The sequence below is a fragment of the Planobispora longispora genome, assembly GCF_016863135.1.
GTDB classification, from domain to species: Bacteria; Actinomycetota; Actinomycetes; order Streptosporangiales; family Streptosporangiaceae; genus Planobispora; species Planobispora longispora.
The window spans coordinates 38018-53814 of the sequence record NZ_BOOH01000016.1 but is presented as its reverse complement, the minus strand read 5'-3'; the positions used below and the strand labels follow the sequence as shown (position 1 = coordinate 53814).

Annotated in this window: 15 protein-coding genes; 9 read left to right on the top strand and 6 right to left on the bottom strand. The window is 70.1% G+C overall.

Annotated elements, in window-relative coordinates; genetic code table 11:
• Positions 1-127: 127 nt before the first annotated feature.
• The 5 genes from Plo01_RS08760 to trxA all read left to right on the top strand — a co-directional run bounded on the left by Plo01_RS08760 (position 128) and on the right by trxA (position 4816).
• Entirely contained in the window at positions 128-1669 is a 1542-nt protein-coding gene (locus Plo01_RS08760; protein WP_203890012.1) for a protein kinase family protein, read from the top strand.
• A 126-nt stretch (positions 1670-1795) separates the two neighbouring features.
• Positions 1796-2443 (top strand): RNA polymerase sigma factor SigM, encoded by a 648-nt coding sequence (sigM, locus tag Plo01_RS08755; protein ID WP_203890011.1) that lies wholly within the window; start codon positions 1796-1798, stop codon positions 2441-2443.
• Entirely contained in the window at positions 2433-3332 is a 900-nt protein-coding gene (locus Plo01_RS08750) for an anti-sigma factor family protein (protein ID WP_203890010.1), read from the top strand. The genes sigM and Plo01_RS08750 overlap by 11 nt, the downstream gene beginning before the upstream one ends.
• A gap of 175 nt (positions 3333-3507) precedes the next feature.
• Positions 3508-4443 carry a thioredoxin-disulfide reductase gene (gene trxB, locus Plo01_RS08745; protein ID WP_203890009.1) on the top strand — a complete coding sequence of 312 codons (936 nt, stop codon included), beginning with the start codon at positions 3508-3510 and terminating at the stop codon, positions 4441-4443.
• Between the two features lie 49 nt (positions 4444-4492).
• Positions 4493-4816, top strand: coding sequence for a thioredoxin (gene trxA, locus Plo01_RS08740; RefSeq protein ID WP_203890008.1), 324 nt, complete (start codon positions 4493-4495; stop codon positions 4814-4816).
• 303 nt (positions 4817-5119) lie between these two features.
• On the opposite strand, the gene Plo01_RS08735 is transcribed toward trxA, so the two are convergent.
• On the bottom strand, positions 5120-5740 hold the full coding sequence (locus Plo01_RS08735) for a GNAT family N-acetyltransferase (RefSeq protein WP_203890007.1): 621 nt from the start codon (positions 5738-5740) through the stop codon (positions 5120-5122).
• Positions 5741-6024: 284 nt separating this feature from the next.
• Here Plo01_RS08735 and Plo01_RS08730 point away from each other — a divergent pair, with 284 nt between their 5' ends.
• The 3 genes from Plo01_RS08730 to Plo01_RS08720 all read left to right on the top strand — a co-directional run bounded on the left by Plo01_RS08730 (position 6025) and on the right by Plo01_RS08720 (position 9733).
• Positions 6025-7257, top strand: coding sequence for an aminotransferase-like domain-containing protein (locus tag Plo01_RS08730; protein WP_239316084.1), 1233 nt, complete (start codon positions 6025-6027; stop codon positions 7255-7257).
• 269 nt (positions 7258-7526) lie between these two features.
• Positions 7527-8483, top strand: coding sequence for a D-alanine--D-alanine ligase family protein (locus Plo01_RS08725; protein ID WP_203890005.1), 957 nt, complete (start codon positions 7527-7529; stop codon positions 8481-8483).
• 197 nt (positions 8484-8680) lie between these two features.
• Complete coding sequence (locus tag Plo01_RS08720) at positions 8681-9733, top strand: threonine aldolase family protein (RefSeq protein WP_203890004.1); 1053 nt, start codon at positions 8681-8683, stop codon at positions 9731-9733.
• Between the two features lie 104 nt (positions 9734-9837).
• Here Plo01_RS08720 and Plo01_RS08715 read toward each other — a convergent pair whose 3' ends face one another.
• Both Plo01_RS08715 and Plo01_RS08710 read right to left on the bottom strand, forming a co-directional pair.
• Entirely contained in the window at positions 9838-10794 is a 957-nt protein-coding gene (locus Plo01_RS08715; protein ID WP_203890003.1) for an ornithine cyclodeaminase family protein, read from the bottom strand.
• Positions 10791-11810, bottom strand: coding sequence for a proline racemase family protein (locus tag Plo01_RS08710; protein WP_203890002.1), 1020 nt, complete (start codon positions 11808-11810; stop codon positions 10791-10793). Before Plo01_RS08710 ends, Plo01_RS08715 begins: the two co-directional genes overlap by 4 nt.
• A gap of 220 nt (positions 11811-12030) precedes the next feature.
• On the opposite strand from Plo01_RS08710, the gene Plo01_RS08705 reads away from it, so the two are divergent.
• Positions 12031-12507, top strand: coding sequence for a hypothetical protein (locus tag Plo01_RS08705; protein WP_203890001.1), 477 nt, complete (start codon positions 12031-12033; stop codon positions 12505-12507).
• 73 nt (positions 12508-12580) lie between these two features.
• Here the strand turns inward: Plo01_RS08705 and Plo01_RS08700 are convergent, their stop codons facing one another.
• From Plo01_RS08700 to Plo01_RS08690, 3 genes are all read right to left on the bottom strand, one after another.
• Positions 12581-13165: a dihydrofolate reductase family protein gene (locus Plo01_RS08700; protein ID WP_203890000.1), complete on the bottom strand. Its 585-nt coding sequence runs from the start codon at positions 13163-13165 to the stop codon at positions 12581-12583.
• Positions 13166-13500: 335 nt separating this feature from the next.
• Positions 13501-14511 (bottom strand): ParB/RepB/Spo0J family partition protein, encoded by a 1011-nt coding sequence (locus tag Plo01_RS08695; protein WP_203889999.1) that lies wholly within the window; start codon positions 14509-14511, stop codon positions 13501-13503.
• A 91-nt stretch (positions 14512-14602) separates the two neighbouring features.
• A complete protein-coding gene (locus Plo01_RS08690) occupies positions 14603-15538 on the bottom strand; it encodes a ParA family protein (protein WP_239316035.1) in 936 nt (311 codons plus the stop codon).
• Between the last annotated feature and the right edge of the window lie 259 nt (positions 15539-15797).

Genomic DNA, 15797 nt, shown 5'->3' with positions numbered 1-15797 from the left:
CGACGCGTGTGGCGACATGCGGCTAACGGAAGCAGGAGGGCGTGGGCGGATCCACCCGGCATCATGCGAGGCGTTCTCTCGTGTCCACGGGGCACGAGACTGACCTGTCTCCCATTTCGGAGGACTCATGAGCACCTCCGCGATCGAGCCCGGAACGAAACTGGCCGAGCGGTTCCGGCTTGAGGATCGCGTCCACGAGTCCGGTGGAGCCACGCTCTGGAAGGCCGTCGACGAGGTGCTCGCCCGCCCCGTCGCCGTCCACACCTTCGCTCCCGACTTCCCGCGCATCAACGAGGTCGTGACGGCCGCCCGCGCGGCCAGCCGCCTCACCGACCCCCGGCTGACCCAGGTCTTCGACGCCACCGAGGACGACGGCCGCTCCTACGTGGTCAGCGAGTGGGTGAGCGGGGAGAGCCTGACCGACCTGGTCGCCACCGGGTCGCTGGAGCCCGAGCGGGCGGCCGGGCTGGTCGCGGAGCTCGCCGAGGCGCTGGCCCACGCCCACGAGGCCGGCATCCCGCACCTGTGCCTGACCCCCGACCACCTGGTGTGGACGGCCGGCGGCACGGTCAAGCTGCTCGGCCTCGGCATCGACGCCGTCCTGGCCGACGTGGCGGACGACAACATGCGGGTCGACGACGCCGCCCGCGCCGACGCCGAAGGGCTCGGCCGCCTGCTGTACGCCGGGCTGACCGGCCACTGGCCGGGCGAGCCGGACAAGTGCGATCTTCCCGTCGCGCCCACGGACGACGGGCGTTTCTGCACACCGCGCCAGGTCACCGCCGGGGTCCCCAACTACCTCGACACGGTCACCTGCCGGGTGATCCTTCCGGACAGCAGGCGCGGCCTGACCCCGCTGACGACTCCCGCGGAGGTCGCCGAGGCCCTGGAGTCCGTGCCGCGGCCCGTCCCGATGCCCATCCCGACCGCGGCGCCGCCGCCTCCCGTGACGGCCTCCCGCTCGGAGGGCCTGGAGCCCGCGCCCCAGCAGCACCGGCCCACCCAGGCGTCCCCGTCCCAGCACTACGTCCCCCAGCAGTACGCCCCTGCGCCCTCCTCCGGCGGCGGAGGGCTGGTCGGCAAGGTCGTCATGGGCCTGGTCGTCCTGCTGGTGATGGCCGCCGTCGGTCTCGGCGCCTGGACGCTGGGCCGCAACATCGGCAACGGCGGGGTTCCGTCGGCGGACGCCACCTCCAAGCCCTCCACCACCGCGCCGGCCACGGCCACCCGCGAGGTGAAGTCCATGTCGGCCTCGGGCTTCGACCCGCTGGGCGACCAGGAGGAGCAGAGCAAGCGCGCGGCCGCCGCGGTGGACGGCAAGCCCTCCACCGACTGGCACTCCGAGTCGTACGACTCCGCCGACTTCGGCCGGTTGAAGACCGGCGTGGGCCTCCTCCTCGACCTGAAGGACAGCGTGCCGGTCAAGGAGGTGACGATCGACTTCGGCGGCACGTCCGGAGCGAACGTGGAGCTGCGGGCGGGCGACTCCAAGAGCCTGGACGGCCTCGGTGTGATCGCGAAATCCTCCGATGTCGGCGGGAAGACGACCTTCACCGTCGACTCCCCGAAGAAGGGGCGCTACCTCCTGGTCTGGTTCCGGGAACTCCCTCCCCACCAGGGGAGATTCCGGGGGCAGGTGAACGAGGTGAAGGTTCTGGCGGTCAAGTGACGCACTCGGCCATACCAGTGCGATTTGCTCTAGTTCACCCGTCTTCTTGCCGATCATGGGAGATTTCGTGGCACCATCTATCCCGTAGTGGTGTTGTCCCCGGACCGGTATAGCAGGACCTTCCTTGTGAATTCCCCACCCGAGACCCCGCCAGCGGCGGATCAGCAGGCGGCGCGGCCCACCGTGTCCGACGCCGACCTGTTGAACCGGCACATCGCCGGGGATCCGCACGCTTTCAGTGAAATAGTCAAGCGTCACCGAGACCGCATGTGGGCGGTCGCCCTGCGCACGCTGGGCGATCCCGACGAGGCGGCCGACGCCGTACAGGACGCCTTCGTGTCCGCCTACCGCAAGGCCGAGAGTTTCCGCGGCGAGGCGGCGGTCACCACGTGGCTGCACCGCATCGTGGTGAACGCCTGCCTGGACCGCATGCGCAGGAAGTCGGTGCGTCCCGTCGCCGACGACGAGCTGATCGAGGCCGCCGAGCGCGACACCCCGGTCCCCGACCAGACGGCCGAGCGCGAGGTCTCCATGGAGGTCTCCTCCGCGCTCAAGCTGCTGCCGGCGGACCAGCGGGCGGCCCTGGTGCTCGTGGACATGATGGGCTACTCCGTCGAGGACGCGGCCCATGTCCTGCAGGTTCCGAGCGGAACCGTGAAGAGTCGGTGCGCGCGCGGTCGCGCCAAGCTTGTCCCAATTCTTTCGCATCTGCGGAACCGATCTGACCTATCTCGCGTCTCATCGGCGAAGGGAGCAGAACTTCGTGACGGGTGATACGCACTACGACCTGGAGATCCTGGCCGAACTGGCCGAGGGTCTCCTTGACGCCGCCACGGCGCTGCAGGTTCGTGAACATCTCGCGATCTGCGATCCCTGTGGTGAGAACCTCGCCGATCTCGCAGCTGTCCGCGAGGTGCTCGCGGCGACGCCCACCCCGGCGATGCCGATGGGGGTCGCGCTCCGGATCGACCGAGCGCTGGCCGCCGAGGCCGAGAGCTTCCGTGGAGGTGGTGTCGGGCTGGTGGAAGCACCGGCGTGGGATGACATGATGCGCGACGCGCCGTGGGAGACGCGGAGCGCGCGGAGCTCGGAGTCGCCGGCCTTCCGCGAGCTCCGTGAGCCGGAGGCCGAGCCGGTCACGCGACTGGGGGTCGTCGGCGACGACGGCGTCGTCGTCCCGGTGACGCCGTCCAGGCGGCGCAGGGCCGGAGCCCGGCGCCGGTGGGCCCTGCCCGCCGCCGCGGCGGGAGTGGCCGCGGCCGTGATCGGCGCGACCGTGGTGACGACCGGCATGCTCTCCGCGTCCGGCGGTCCGGTCCCGAACTACCAGGCCGCCCCGGAACCGGCCGGGCCCGAGACGTACCAGGTCACCGACAGCAACTGGAACTACACCGACCAGGAGCTCCGCGGCTCGCTGATGACGTACATCGCTCCGGCGACCATCGTCAACGGCAGCGGCAACTCCGAGCTCACCCGCTGCGTGCAGCAGGTGTCGACGCAGGCCGGCAAGACCCCGTTCGCCGTCGACCAGGGCTTCTACAACGGCCAGGAGGCCAAGATCGTGCTCTTCTGGCACAACAAGGCCAAGAACCAGGTGCGCGTGCACGTGGTCGGCCCCGAGTGCGAGAACGTGCGCAAGCCCGCCCTGGCGTCCTGGAACTAGGGAGAGCCCCCGGGACGGCGGGCCGAATGACCCGTTCGTCCCGGTCTCAAACCCCGGTAATCCGCGTAGGCCCGGTACGGATCCGTCCGTGCCGGGCCTTCTCGCGCCGAGCGGGAATCAGTGGAGCCTAGGATCTGTTGACGCGACTGCAACGACAGAGGGAAAGGCGCAACGCGTGATGGACGTCCGCAATGTGATCATCATCGGATCGGGTCCCGCCGGTTACACGGCGGCGGTTTACTCCGCACGCGCCGACCTCAACCCGCTGGTCTTCGAGGGGTCGGTCACCGCCGGCGGTGCGCTGATGAACACCACCGAGGTGGAGAACTTCCCCGGCTTCCCCGACGGCATCATGGGCCCCGACCTCATGGACGGGCTGCGCAAGCAGGCCGAGCGGTTCGGCGCCGAGCTGGTCGCCGACGACGTGGTCGAGGTCGACCTGACCGTCACCCCCAAGGTCGTCAAGACCGCCGAGGGCACCTTCCACGCCCAGGCCGTCATCCTGGCCACCGGCTCGGGCTACCGCGAGCTGGGCGTGCCCAACGAGAAGCGCCTGTCCGGCCACGGCGTGTCCTGGTGCGCCACCTGTGACGGCTTCTTCTTCCGCGGCCAGGACATCGTGGTCGTCGGCGGCGGCGACACCGCCATGGAGGAGGCCACCTTCCTGACCCGGTTCGCCAGCTCGGTGACCGTCGTGCACCGCCGGGACGAGCTGCGCGCCAGCAAGATCATGCAGGATCGCGCGTTCGCCAACGAGAAGATCCGTTTCGTCTGGGACAGCGAGGTCGTCGACGTCCTGGGCGAGGAGAAGGTCTCCGGAGTACGGCTGCGCAACCTCAAGACCGGCGAGAAGACCGAGCTCGCCGCCACCGGCCTGTTCATCGCCATCGGCCACGACCCCCGCACGGAGCTGGTCAAGGGTCAGGTGGAGCTGGACGACGAGGGCTACATCAAGGTCGACGCCCCCTCCACGCGCACCAACCTGGACGGCGTCTTCGCCGCCGGCGACGTGGTCGACCACACCTACCGGCAGGCGATCACCGCCGCGGGCACCGGCTGTTCCGCGTCCCTGGACGCCGAGCGCTGGCTGGCCGACCGCGCCGACGCCTGAGAACAACAGCACGACGGGAAAAGACCCAGGAAAGAGGGAGTTAAGAACCGTGGGCGCCATCAAGAACGTGACCGAGGCCAGCTTCGAGAGCGACGTCCTGAAGAGCGACAAGCCCGTGCTCGTCGACTTCTGGGCCGAGTGGTGCGGCCCGTGCCGCCAGGTCGCGCCGGTCCTGGAGGAGATCGCCAAGGAGCAGGGCGAGAAGCTGGAGATCGTCAAGCTCAACGTCGACGAAAACCAGGCAATTGCCCAGAAGTACGGCGTACTCCAGATCCCGACCCTGAACGTCTATAAGAACGGAGAGGTTGTGAAGCAGATCATCGGCGCCAAGCCGAAGGCCATGCTGCTTCGCGAGCTCGAGGGCATCATCTAGGACGCCTCCCGTCGGGGTCGTTCCGGAGGGCCCCCTGCGGCCGGCCGCACCCCACGGCGGCTTCCGGCCGTACCACCCGCTTCCGAGCGGCACACCCACCGGTGAAAGCCCTCTCGCCCCTCGCGAGGGGGCTTTCGCATGCGCTCCGGGCACCGCACACGGACCGCCGGAGACCGCACACGGATATCCGGAGACTGCATACGGGCGGCCGAAGACTGCTCACGGGCGTCCCGGGCACCGCTCAGGGGCGGCCGGACATCGCCCGCGGGCGGCCGGACGCGGCTGGGCGCTCCTGAGAGGGGCTCAGACGGGCCGCAGCGCCCGTTCCGGGCTCATGGAACCCAGCAGCCTCTCCAACGCCACCTCGACGTCCTCACGCCACGAGACGGCGTTCTTGAGCTCCAGGCGGAGGCGGGGGAAGCGCAGGTGCGGCCGTACGGTCTTGAACCCCACGGAGAGCAGATACTCGGCGGGCATCAGGCACGCCCCCGGCTGCTCCCACTTCAGGTCGCCGAACGCCTCGATCGCCCGCACCCCGCGCCGGGTCAGGTCCTTGGCCACGCCCTGCACGAGCATCCGGCCGAGCCCCCCGCCGGAGAACTCCGGGATGATGTGCGCGGTCATCAGCAGCACGGCGTCGGCGCTGACGGGCGAGGTGGGGAAGGCCACCGAGCGCGGCACGTAGAGCGGGGGCGCGTAGAGCACGAACCCGGCGGGCACCCCGTCCACGTATGCGATCTTCCCGCAGCTCCCCCACTCCAGGAGGGTGGCCGAGATCCAGGCCTCTTTCTCCAGCTCCGGATCGCCCGCCTCGATCGCCCGCTCCCCCGTGACGGGGTCGAGCTCCCAGAAGACGCACCGACGGCAGCGGCGCGGCAGGTCGTCAAGGTTGTCGAGAGTGACGTTAGCCAGCCGACGCGACACCTGTTGGCCCCAATCCTGGCAAGACGAGTGCGAAATACACGCGTAAACGACGTCCCCAGCTGGCATCGTAGCCCAGCGAGGGTCTCCGTTTCAGGGTGTACGGTCCCGCACGCGGGTAGCCGGAATCACTGACGTACCCTTGTTTATCTAGTTTGAGCACATGTGCTCTCATACGACCTAGGAGGTGGACCGTGTCCCAGGAGCCGGATCACGGTCGGACCGTCGCGGCCCACGGGTCGCGTATCGACGCCTACGTCGACCGGTACGCCGCGCGAGCTACCGGGATGGTCGCCTCCGAGGTCCGAGCTCTTTTCGCCGTCGCGTCGAGGCCCGAGGTGGTCTCGCTGGCCGGCGGCATGCCGTACGTCACCGCCCTCCCCCTGGACGTGGTGGGAGAGCTGGTCTCCGACCTGGTGGCCCGGCGCGGCCCGGTCGCGCTCCAGTACGGCTCCGGCCAGGGTGACCCGCACCTGCGCGAGCAGATCTGCGACGTCATGCGCCTGGAGGGGATCGAAGGCAACGCCGACGACGTCGTGGTGACGGTCGGCTCGCAGCAGGCCCTCGACCTGATCACCCGCATCTTCATCGACCCCGGCGACGTCATCCTCGCCGAGGGCCCGTCCTACGTGGGCGCGCTGGGCACCTTCGCCGCCTACCAAGCCAAGGTCGTGCACATCGCGATGGACGACGAGGGCATCATCCCCGAGTCCCTCGCGCAGACCGTCTACGCCCTGCAGACCGCGGGCAGCCGGATCAAGTTCCTCTACACGATCCCCACCTTCCAGAACCCCGCGGGCGTGACGCTCAACGCCGAGCGCCGGGGGCAGGTGCTGGAGATCTGCCAGCGCGCGGGCGTGCTGATCGTCGAGGACAATCCGTACGGCCTGCTCGGCTTCGACGGCGATCCCATGCGGGCGCTGCGCGCCGACAACCCCGACGGCGTCGTCTACCTCGGCTCGTTCTCCAAGACGCTGGCCCCCGGTTTCCGGGTCGGCTGGGCCCTCGCCCCGCACGCCGTCCGCGACAAGCTGGTGCTGGCGATGGAGTCCGCGGTCCTGTCGCACTCCACCTTCACCCAGCTCGCCGTCGGCGAATACCTGGCGACCCAGCCGTGGCGCGAGCAGATCAAGACCTTCCGCGAGCTCTACCGCGAGCGGCGGGACACGATGCTCTCCTCGCTGGAGGCGTTGATGCCGGCCGGCTGCACCTGGACGCGCCCCCGCGGCGGGTTCTTCGTCTGGGCGACCCTCCCCGAGGGACTCGACTCCAAGGTGCTCCTGCCGCGCGCGGTCGCCGAGCGGGTGGCGTTCGTCCCGGGCACGGGCTTCTACGCCGACGGCAGCGGGGCCCGCTTCATGCGGCTGTCCTACTGCTACCCGGAGCCCGAGCGCATCCGCGAGGGGGTCCGCCGCCTGGCCGGGGTGGTCGAGCAGGAGCTCCAGCTCCGCGACACGTTCGGCACCGGCGCCTACCCCGACCACATCGGCGTCGACACCCCGGGTCCCGACCTCGCCTGACCCGCCGTCGGGCCGGGCCGCCGCCTCCGGGTCCCGGCCTGGCCTGCCCGGCGACCGGGGCCGGGCTGACGTTCTCGGCGCCGGTACGGCGAGCCGGTGCCGTCGGTGCGGCGAGCCGGTGCGGCGCGCGGCCCGGGGGAACCTCCGTGGTCACCTGCGCCGGAGTACCGTACGGTGACTTCCGGTGTCGTCATGCGACGATCATTCGGGTGTTGGGAAAGCGGCCCGGAGGTCCCGGAGAGGGACCGGGGGCCTGAGGAGGTATTCGGATGAGCGATCTCGGCCACGTACTCGTCCTGGCGGGCGGGCTGTCCTACGAGCGGGAGGTGTCCCTCCGCTCGGGACGCCGGGTGAGCGAGGTGCTGCGCGCCGCGGGCGTCTCCGTCGAGACGCGCGACACCGACGCGTCACTGGTCCCCTCGGTGCTGGCCGACCCGCCGAGCGCGGTCTTCGTCACCCTGCACGGCGGAGCCGGCGAGGACGGCGCCATCCGCTCGGTGCTCGACCTGCTCTCCGTTGCCTACGTGGGGGCCGGATCCGACGCCTGCCGCATCGCCTTCGACAAGCCCACGGCGAAGACGATGGTCCGATCCGTCGGCCTGCGCACCCCCGATTCGGTGACGCTCCCCAAGGAGACCTTCCACGACCTGGGCGCGTCCGCGGTCCTGGGCCGCATCGTGGAACGCCTCGGCCTGCCGCTGTTCGTCAAGCCGTCCCGCGGCGGCTCCGCGCTCGGCGCCTCGATCGTCCGCAGCGCCGAGGACCTCCCCTCGGCCATGGTCGGCTGCTTCGCCTACGGGGACACGGCTCTGATCGAGCGCTACATCGAGGGCGTCGAGGTCGCCGTCTCCGTGGTCGATCTGGGCGAGGGCCCCGTCGCCCTGCCGCCCGTGGAGATCGTCCCCGTGGACGGCGTCTACGACTACGCCGCCCGGTACACCGCGGGCCGCACGGAGTTCTTCGCCCCGGCCCGCCTGTCCCCCGAGGTCTCCGCCGCCTGCGCCGAGATGGCCGTGACCGCGCACACCGCCCTGGGCTTGCGGGACATCTCCCGCACCGACCTCATCGTCGATGCCGAGGGCCGTCCCCACTTCCTCGAAGTCAACGTCGCCCCCGGCATGACCGAGACCTCCCTCCTCCCGATGGCCGCCGAGGCCGCCGGAGAGGACCTCGGCTCCCTGTGCCGCATCCTCCTGGAGCAGGCCGCCGCCCGCGGCTCCGCCTGACCGGCATCCCGCATCCCGCGTCCTCCGTCTCCGTCTCCGCCTCCGCCTCCGGCGCTCGCCGCAGCGCCGGTGCGGCGAGGCCCGGCGGCTCCGCCGTACGGTGGGAGCCGGGCGACCGCGCGGACGCCTCCCTCACCTACCCTCGTACGGCGGAGCCGGGCGACCACGCGGACGCCCCCCTCACCTACGCTGGCCCTGTGCTGACCACCACGCTTTTCCCCAAGAGCTTCGCCAGTGACAACCACGCGGGCGTGCATCCGAAGATCCTCTCCGCTGTCATGGAGGCCAACGTCGGGGACGCCCCGGCCTACGGCTCGGATCCGTGGACCGAGGCGATGCAGGACGCCTTCCGCGCCGAGTTCGGCTCCCAGGCGACGGCGTACGCGATGTTCAACGGCACCGGCGCCAACGTGGTGGGACTGGGCCTGCTCCTGCGCCTCTACGACTCCGTCCTCTGCCCGGCCACGGCCCACATCAACACCCACGAGGGCGGGGCGGCCGAGCGCGTCCTGGGCGCCAAGCTCGTACCGCTCCCCACCGACGACGGGAAGGTCGCGCCCGACGACATCCGCGACCACCTCTCGGTCCTCGGCAACACGCAGTACGCCCAGCCCCGGGTCATCTCCATCTCTCAGGTGACCGAGTGCGGCACCGCCTACACCGCCGACGAGATCTCGGAGCTCGCGGAGTTCGCCCACTCCCGGGGGCTCTTCCTCCACATGGACGGGGCGCGCCTGGCCAACGCGGCGGCCGAGCTCGGCTGCTCGATGCGCACCCTCACCACCGACGCCGGTGTGGACGTGCTCAGCTTCGGCGGCACCAAGAACGGCGCCATGGGAGCCGAGGCGCTCGTCATCCTCAACCCCGAGCTGGACTCCTCGGCGCTGTTCCTCCGCAAGCAGGGCATGCAGCTCGCCTCGAAGATGCGCTACGTCTCCGTCCAGCTGACCGCGCTCCTCGCCGACAACCTCTGGCACGACAACGCCGCCCACGCCAACGCGATGGCCCACCGCATCGCCGACGGCATCAGCGATCTGCCGGGGGTTTCCCTGCGCTGGCCCGTCCAGTCCAACGCGGTCTTCCCCCGGCTCCCGGAGAAGGCCGTCACCGAACTCCAGCAGCGCTACCTCTTCCACATGTGGGACGCCGCGGAGAACGTGGTCCGTCTGGTGACAGCCTTCGACACCACCCCGGAACAGGTGGACACCTTCGTCTCCGACATCCGCACGGCGGTCGCCTCCCACTCATGAAGAGGGCGATGTTTCACGTGAAACATCGCCCCTCCCCTGTGGTGTTCGCCGCATCGGTCGTCCACGACGTACGGCCGAACGTGTCTCAGTGATGGGGCGGGAACTCAGGAATCCTTCTCCAGTCGGGAGACGATCGCCTCGGCGACGACGAGATCCTCCCAGGACATGCCCGAACTCTTGAACAGGACAGGCCGGTCCGCGGCGAGCTCCACCTCGCCGCGGACGGTTGAACGCATCGCGACCAGGTGCTGCGGGGTGACGGCGTTCTCCGCGACGGCCATCACGATGTCGCCGCACTCGCGCAGCGCCGTCTTCACGTCTTCGACGATGACCTGCGCACGCCGGAACAGAGCCGCGTCGATCTCCCGGGCGTCGGGCTCGTGCGAACCCACGGCGATCACCACCGCGTCATCGCGTACGAGCGTCGAGTCGAAGAGAGGGACGCGCGAGTCCGTGGCGCACACCACCACGGCCGCATCGCGAACCGCCTCTGCGGCCTCGTCGCCGCCGGTGCTCACGATCGCGACGTCAGGACGCCGGAGCCGGGCGTACGCCTCCGGATGCCGCACGACGTAGGTCACGCCGGCGATCTCCCGCTTCCCGGCCAGCACCGATCGCAGCGTGTCGGCGTGCCCCGTCCCCTGGGGTCCGGCGCCGAAGACGACGACACCGGCGGGCTCGGTCGTTCGCGTCAGGGCGGGTCCGACCGCCGCGACCGAGACGGCCGGGGTGCGCAACGCGGTCAGCACGGGGCCGTCGAGCAGGGTCTTGGGAGCGAGGGTCACGGCGTCGAACAGCACGTACAGCCCTTGGATCCGGGGCAGGCCGGCGCCGCTGTCGCGCGGGGCGACAGTAGCGATCTTCACTCCGGCGCTCCTGGCGAGTTCGCTGGGCATGAGGAGGAACTGCCCGTGCCGGATGCCGACCTGGCTTCGCACGGGATCGTCGGCGGGGTCGAATCCGTCGCGCAACACCGCCTCGACGGCCTGGACGGCCTCACGCGGTGACAGCAGCGCGGCGATCTGCTCGGGGCCGATGTACGGCAAGGACGCTGGAGTCACCGGAGCACGAACCCCTCTCCCAGAGAATCCTCCGGATCGATCTCGAAGATGTGCCGGCCGGTCCGGAAGGCCATGCCGGTGATCTCGGGGACGACGGCCCGACGGCCGGCCACCGTCAGCTCCCCCGCGATCCGCGCGTGGAACCGGGTTCCCACGATGGAGTCGTGGACGAGCTCCCGCCCGGGCCACAGGACGCCGTCTGCGGCGAGAACGGCCACCCGCGAGCAGGTCCCCGATCCGCACGGCGAACGATCGACCTCACCGTCGGCGAAGACGGTGACGTTGCGCTGATGAAGATTCCCCTCGGCGTCGGTTCCGAGGTCTTCGAACAGGATGGTGCCGTAGACGCCGCTGAGCCGGTCGTCGAGCGGGTGGACGGCGTACGCGGTGTCGTCGAGGAGCCACTTGATCTCACGGCCGACGGCGATCAGCTCGGTGTAGTTCTCCGGAGCGACGCCGAGGCCGATGCCGGAGGCGTCCAGATGTGCGTACGTCGCCCCGCCGAAGCCGATGTCGACGACGACCTCGCCGCGTGAGGTCGTCACCTCGACCTTCCGGTGGAGGGGGTAACTGGGAACGCTGACGAAGTCGACCCCGGTGAACCGCTCCCCGTCGGTGCGGACCCGCGCGGTCACCCGTCCGGACGGCACGTCGATGCGCACCTCCGCGACACCCGACGGGTCGGGTTCCACCAGCCCGCTGTGCACCGCCCACACGCCCAGCGCGATGGTCCCGTGGCCGCACGCCGTGGAGAAGCCGTCCTTGTGCCAGAACAGGACGCCGACATGCGCGCCGTCGTCGTCGGGCTCGACGAGGAACCCGCCGTACATGTCCGCGTGCCCGCGCGGTTCGAAGCACAACAACCGGCGAAGACGGTCGACGTGCGGGTCGCCGATCGCGAACATGCGCTTCTCCGCCACCGTCGCGCCCTCGATGGCGACCGGCGGATCGCTGACGATCCGGAACGGCTCACCGGCGGTGTGGTAGTCCGTGGTCGAGATCTCTCGGATCCTCATGCTGCCCTGCCCGGGAACGGCGCTACGGAGGAGTCGCGGTGCTGTCGGATCACCTCGATCAACGTACCAGCCGAACATGCCACCGGCCTGCCACGCGGCCCAGGGCTCTCCGGTTCCGGGACGGCTGTGCCCGGCCGGGTCGGCAGGCGCGTCAGGACGGCGTCTGAATTCCCGCAATGCTCTTGCGCCGCCGACTATCCGTCAGGGAACCTTGACGACTATGACGCTGAAGTTCGCCGAGCTTCCCGACCATGAGGGCTTCGTCGCACCCGTGCTTCCCAATGGGGAGCCGGCGCCGTCCGCCAGTGCCTTCACCAAGACCTTCGTCGGTTATCAGGCCGCATGTTCCTGCGGGTGGACCGACCGGCGCCGGTTTCCGGCCACTCCGGAGGGCTCCAAAGAGGCGGAGTACCGATGGTGGAGCAGGCATGCCCCACCACTGCTCGCCGCCGCGCCCCCGAGCTGGCTGGTGACCAAGTCGAACCTGCTGTGCGAGCAGATCGTCAGCCTTGCGGCCGAGCGTCCTCTCGCCGCCCTCACTCTGCTGTCGCAGATAGAGAGCTGGCAGCGCACCCTGCTCGATCAGGCCGTCTCCCGGGCCCGGGAGACCGGGGCCTCCTGGGCGGAAGTGGGAGAGGCGATGGGCGTCTCCAAGCAGGCCGCCCACGAGCGGTTCAGGGCCCACGTGAGCACCTGAGCGGCTTCAGGCGAGGCGCACCCCGCTCCGCTCGGGTGCGCCGCCGCCGCACCGGTGCCAGGCTTGATCAGCTTCAGGCGGACCGGTAAGTCGCGATGATCACACCGGTGCCGGTCGTGGTGGACCCCGCCAGATGAAGAGCGGGCAGATCCGGGCCGGAGCCGGGGAACAGCCTGCGGCCCTCTCCCAGGACCAGGGGGTGGATCAGGAGGACGAACTCGTCGACGAGGCCGTACGGGAGCAGCGACCGGACGAGCACCCCGCTGCCGAACACCACCAGATTCTCCGCCACCTCCTCCTTGAGTCCCGCCACGGCGGCTGCGGCGTCGCCCTTGAGGAGGGTGGAGTTCTGCCAGGGCAGCGGCTCGGTCAGCGTGGTCGACGCCACGTACTTCTGCGCGCGGTCGAGCGCCTCGGTGAACGGATTCGGCGCCTGCCTGGGCCAGTAGTCCGCGAAGCGCTCGTATGTCGTACGGCCGGCCAGCAGCGACCAGGAGCTCGACATGGAGGCGCCCATGACCTCCTGCATGACCGGGTCGTGGTTCCTGGTCGCCCATCCCCCGTGCCGGAAGCCGTCGCGCGGATCCTCCTCCGGGTGCCCCGGCGCCTGCATGACGCCGTCAAGCGTCAGATGCTCGATCACGACGACCTTGCCCATGAGATGCCTCCTGCGGTGCCGGTGCCGGTGCCGTACGCCGGGGCCGTCCCCGGCATGTCTCCACCCCCTACACGAACGGCAGACCGCCGGATCGACAGCGCGGAGCCGTCTGTCCGCCTCGATGAGCACGGCTACGGCGGGCACCCCTGAAGCTCCTCAGGAGAGATATCGGGTGGCCCCTCACGGACAGGCTCGATTCTGACGGCACCGGTAGTTCTGGTGGCGCCGACAGAAGAGGCGATGCTCTTCTCACCACGGCGGGGGCCGCGCTCTCCTCAACACGCCGAGGGCCGCGATGTTTCACGTGAAACATCGCGGCCCTCGGCGTACGGCGACTACAGATCCTCTGAGCGCAGCGACTCGGGAGACATCGTGGCGATGATTCGCTCAAGGTCGTCGATGGTCGCGAACTCGACCACGATCCGGCCCTTACGCCGCCCGAAGTCCACCTTCACCCGCGTCTCGAAATGGTCGGACAGCCGGTCCGCCAGCCGACGGAGCGACGGGTCCTCTTCGGGCTTCACCCGGGGGGCGCGGGGCTCGGCGGGAGCAGCCGCAGCGGACGCATCGCCCACGGCCACGATCTCCTCGACCGCCCGCACCGAGAGCAGCTCCGCCACGATCCGGTCGGCCAGGCGCTCCTGCGCCGCCGGGTCGTCCATGGCCAGCAGCGCCCGCGCGTGTCCTGCGGAGAGCACGCCCGCCGCGACGCGCTTCTGGATCTTCGGTGGGAGATTGAGAAGGCGCAGGGTGTTCGTCACATGCGCACGGGAACGACCGACCCGGGTGGCGAGCTGCTCGTGGGTCGCGCCGAAGTCGTCCAGGAGCTGCCGGTAGGCGGCCGCCTCTTCGATCGCGTTCAGCTGCTCGCGCTGGAGGTTCTCGATCAGCGCGTCGAGGAGGAGCTTGTCCTCCGCCGTCTCCCGGACGATCGCGGGGATCACATCGAGCTCGGCCAGCTGGGACGCCCGCCAGCGGCGCTCCCCCATGATGAGCTCGTAGCGGCCCTCGCCCACCGGACGCACCACGACCGGCTGCAGGAGGCCGACCTCCTTGATGGACGCGGCCAGCTCCTCCAGAGCCCCTTCGTCGAAGACCTCACGTGGCTGCCGGGGGTTCGGGGAGATGACCTTGAGCGAGAGCTCGGCGAAGTAGGCTCCGGCGACCGGCTTGAGGTCCGGCCCCGGCTCTCCCCCCGAGATGCTTCCCAGGCCCCTCCGGATCGGGCTCACCGGTTCCGGTGCGATCGCCGTCGTGGTCGCTCCCGACGTCACGGGCTCGGCGGGTGGAGGCGCCGTCGGGATGAGTGCTCCCAGACCTCGGCCCAATCCCCTGGGCTTGCTCACTGCCCCTCCCCCGGCGTCGTGGTTCCGCTCTCAGTAGTGTGCATGACCCCAGCAGTGTTCATGACGAGGCCCGCCACGACGTTCTCACCGTTCACACCGCCGCGCCGCGGTATGCGATCTCACGGGCGGCGTCCATGTAGGCCATCGCGCCGCTGGAGCCCGGGTCGTAGGTCATGACCGACTGGCCGTAGCTCGGGGCCTCGGAGACACGCACGCTCCGGGGGATCAGCGTGCTCAGGACCCGGTCGCCGAAGTGGGACCGTACCTCGTCTGCGACCTGGGAGGCGAGGCGGGTACGGCCGTCGTACATCGTCAGGAGGATGGTGGACAGGTCGAGCGTGGGGTTCAGGTGGGCCTTCACCAGATCCACGTTCCGCAGCAGCTGGCCCAGGCCCTCCAGCGCGTAGTACTCGCACTGGATCGGGATGAGCAGTTCGTTCGCGGCCATCAGGGCGTTGACCGTCAGGAGGCCGAGCGAGGGCGGACAGTCGATGAGGATGTAGTCGAGCTCGATGGCGTCGTAGGCCGCCAGGGCGCGCTGGAGCCGTGCTTCACGGGCGACCATGGAGACCAGCTCGATCTCGGCTCCGGCCAGGTCGATGGTGGCGGGAGCGCAGTAGAGCCCGGGCATCTCCGGGACTTCCTTCACCGCCTCGATGAGCGGCATGTCCTCCACGAGCACCTTGTACATGTCCGGCACGTCGCCGCGGTGCTCGATGGACAGCGCCGTGGAGGCGTTGCCCTGCGGGTCGAGGTCCACCACCAGGACGCGCTGGCCGTGCATGGACAGCGCTGCGGCCAGGTTCACCGATGTGGTGGTCTTGCCCACGCCGCCCTTCTGGTTGGCGACGGTGAAGATGCGAGTCCGAGGCGGTCGCGGCCACTCGCCGTTCCGGCTCCCCGGGGAGTCACCGGACGGGACCGTAGTCGTCTGGGTCGATGTTTCACGTGAAACCACTGAACTGAGTGCCTCTCGTACCAGCGGCGAGTCGCCGGGGTTAAGGGGGGTCTGGGTCACGGTCGTCATCCTTCCGGTCGGTACGGCCATGCTGGCCGGCCCGGCACTGTCAACCGGCCTCACCTCGGTGACCGGTTTCCCTGCCTCGACCGTTCTCGCCGGCTCCGCCGGACTCGCGCTCCCGGAAGGAGCCGGCAGCGGCCAGCCCAGACCGGAGGAGCGTCCAGGCCGCCGGGAGACGGGGCTCCGAGGCCAGCCGAGACCGCTCATCATGCTGACGATCGCACTCTCACGGTCATCCACTGGCCTCTACTCGCTTTGCTCGGTC

What these genes read in the sequence shown, in the direction of transcription:
- Plo01_RS08725 (WP_203890005.1), top strand. Translation starts at nt 7,527, where the DNA reads ATGAGCGATCTCGGCCACGTACTCGTCCTGGCGGGCGGGCTGTCCTAC.
- Plo01_RS08710 (WP_203890002.1), bottom strand. Translation starts at nt 11,810, where the DNA reads ATGAGGATCCGAGAGATCTCGACCACGGACTACCACACCGCCGGTGAG.
- Plo01_RS08700 (WP_203890000.1), bottom strand. Translation starts at nt 13,165, where the DNA reads ATGGGCAAGGTCGTCGTGATCGAGCATCTGACGCTTGACGGCGTCATG.
- Plo01_RS08760 (WP_203890012.1), top strand. Translation starts at nt 128, where the DNA reads ATGAGCACCTCCGCGATCGAGCCCGGAACGAAACTGGCCGAGCGGTTC.
- Plo01_RS08690 (WP_239316035.1), bottom strand. Translation starts at nt 15,538, where the DNA reads ATGACGACCGTGACCCAGACCCCCCTTAACCCCGGCGACTCGCCGCTG.
- Plo01_RS08730 (WP_239316084.1), top strand. Translation starts at nt 6,025, where the DNA reads ATGGTCGCCTCCGAGGTCCGAGCTCTTTTCGCCGTCGCGTCGAGGCCC.
- Plo01_RS08705 (WP_203890001.1), top strand. Translation starts at nt 12,031, where the DNA reads ATGACGCTGAAGTTCGCCGAGCTTCCCGACCATGAGGGCTTCGTCGCA.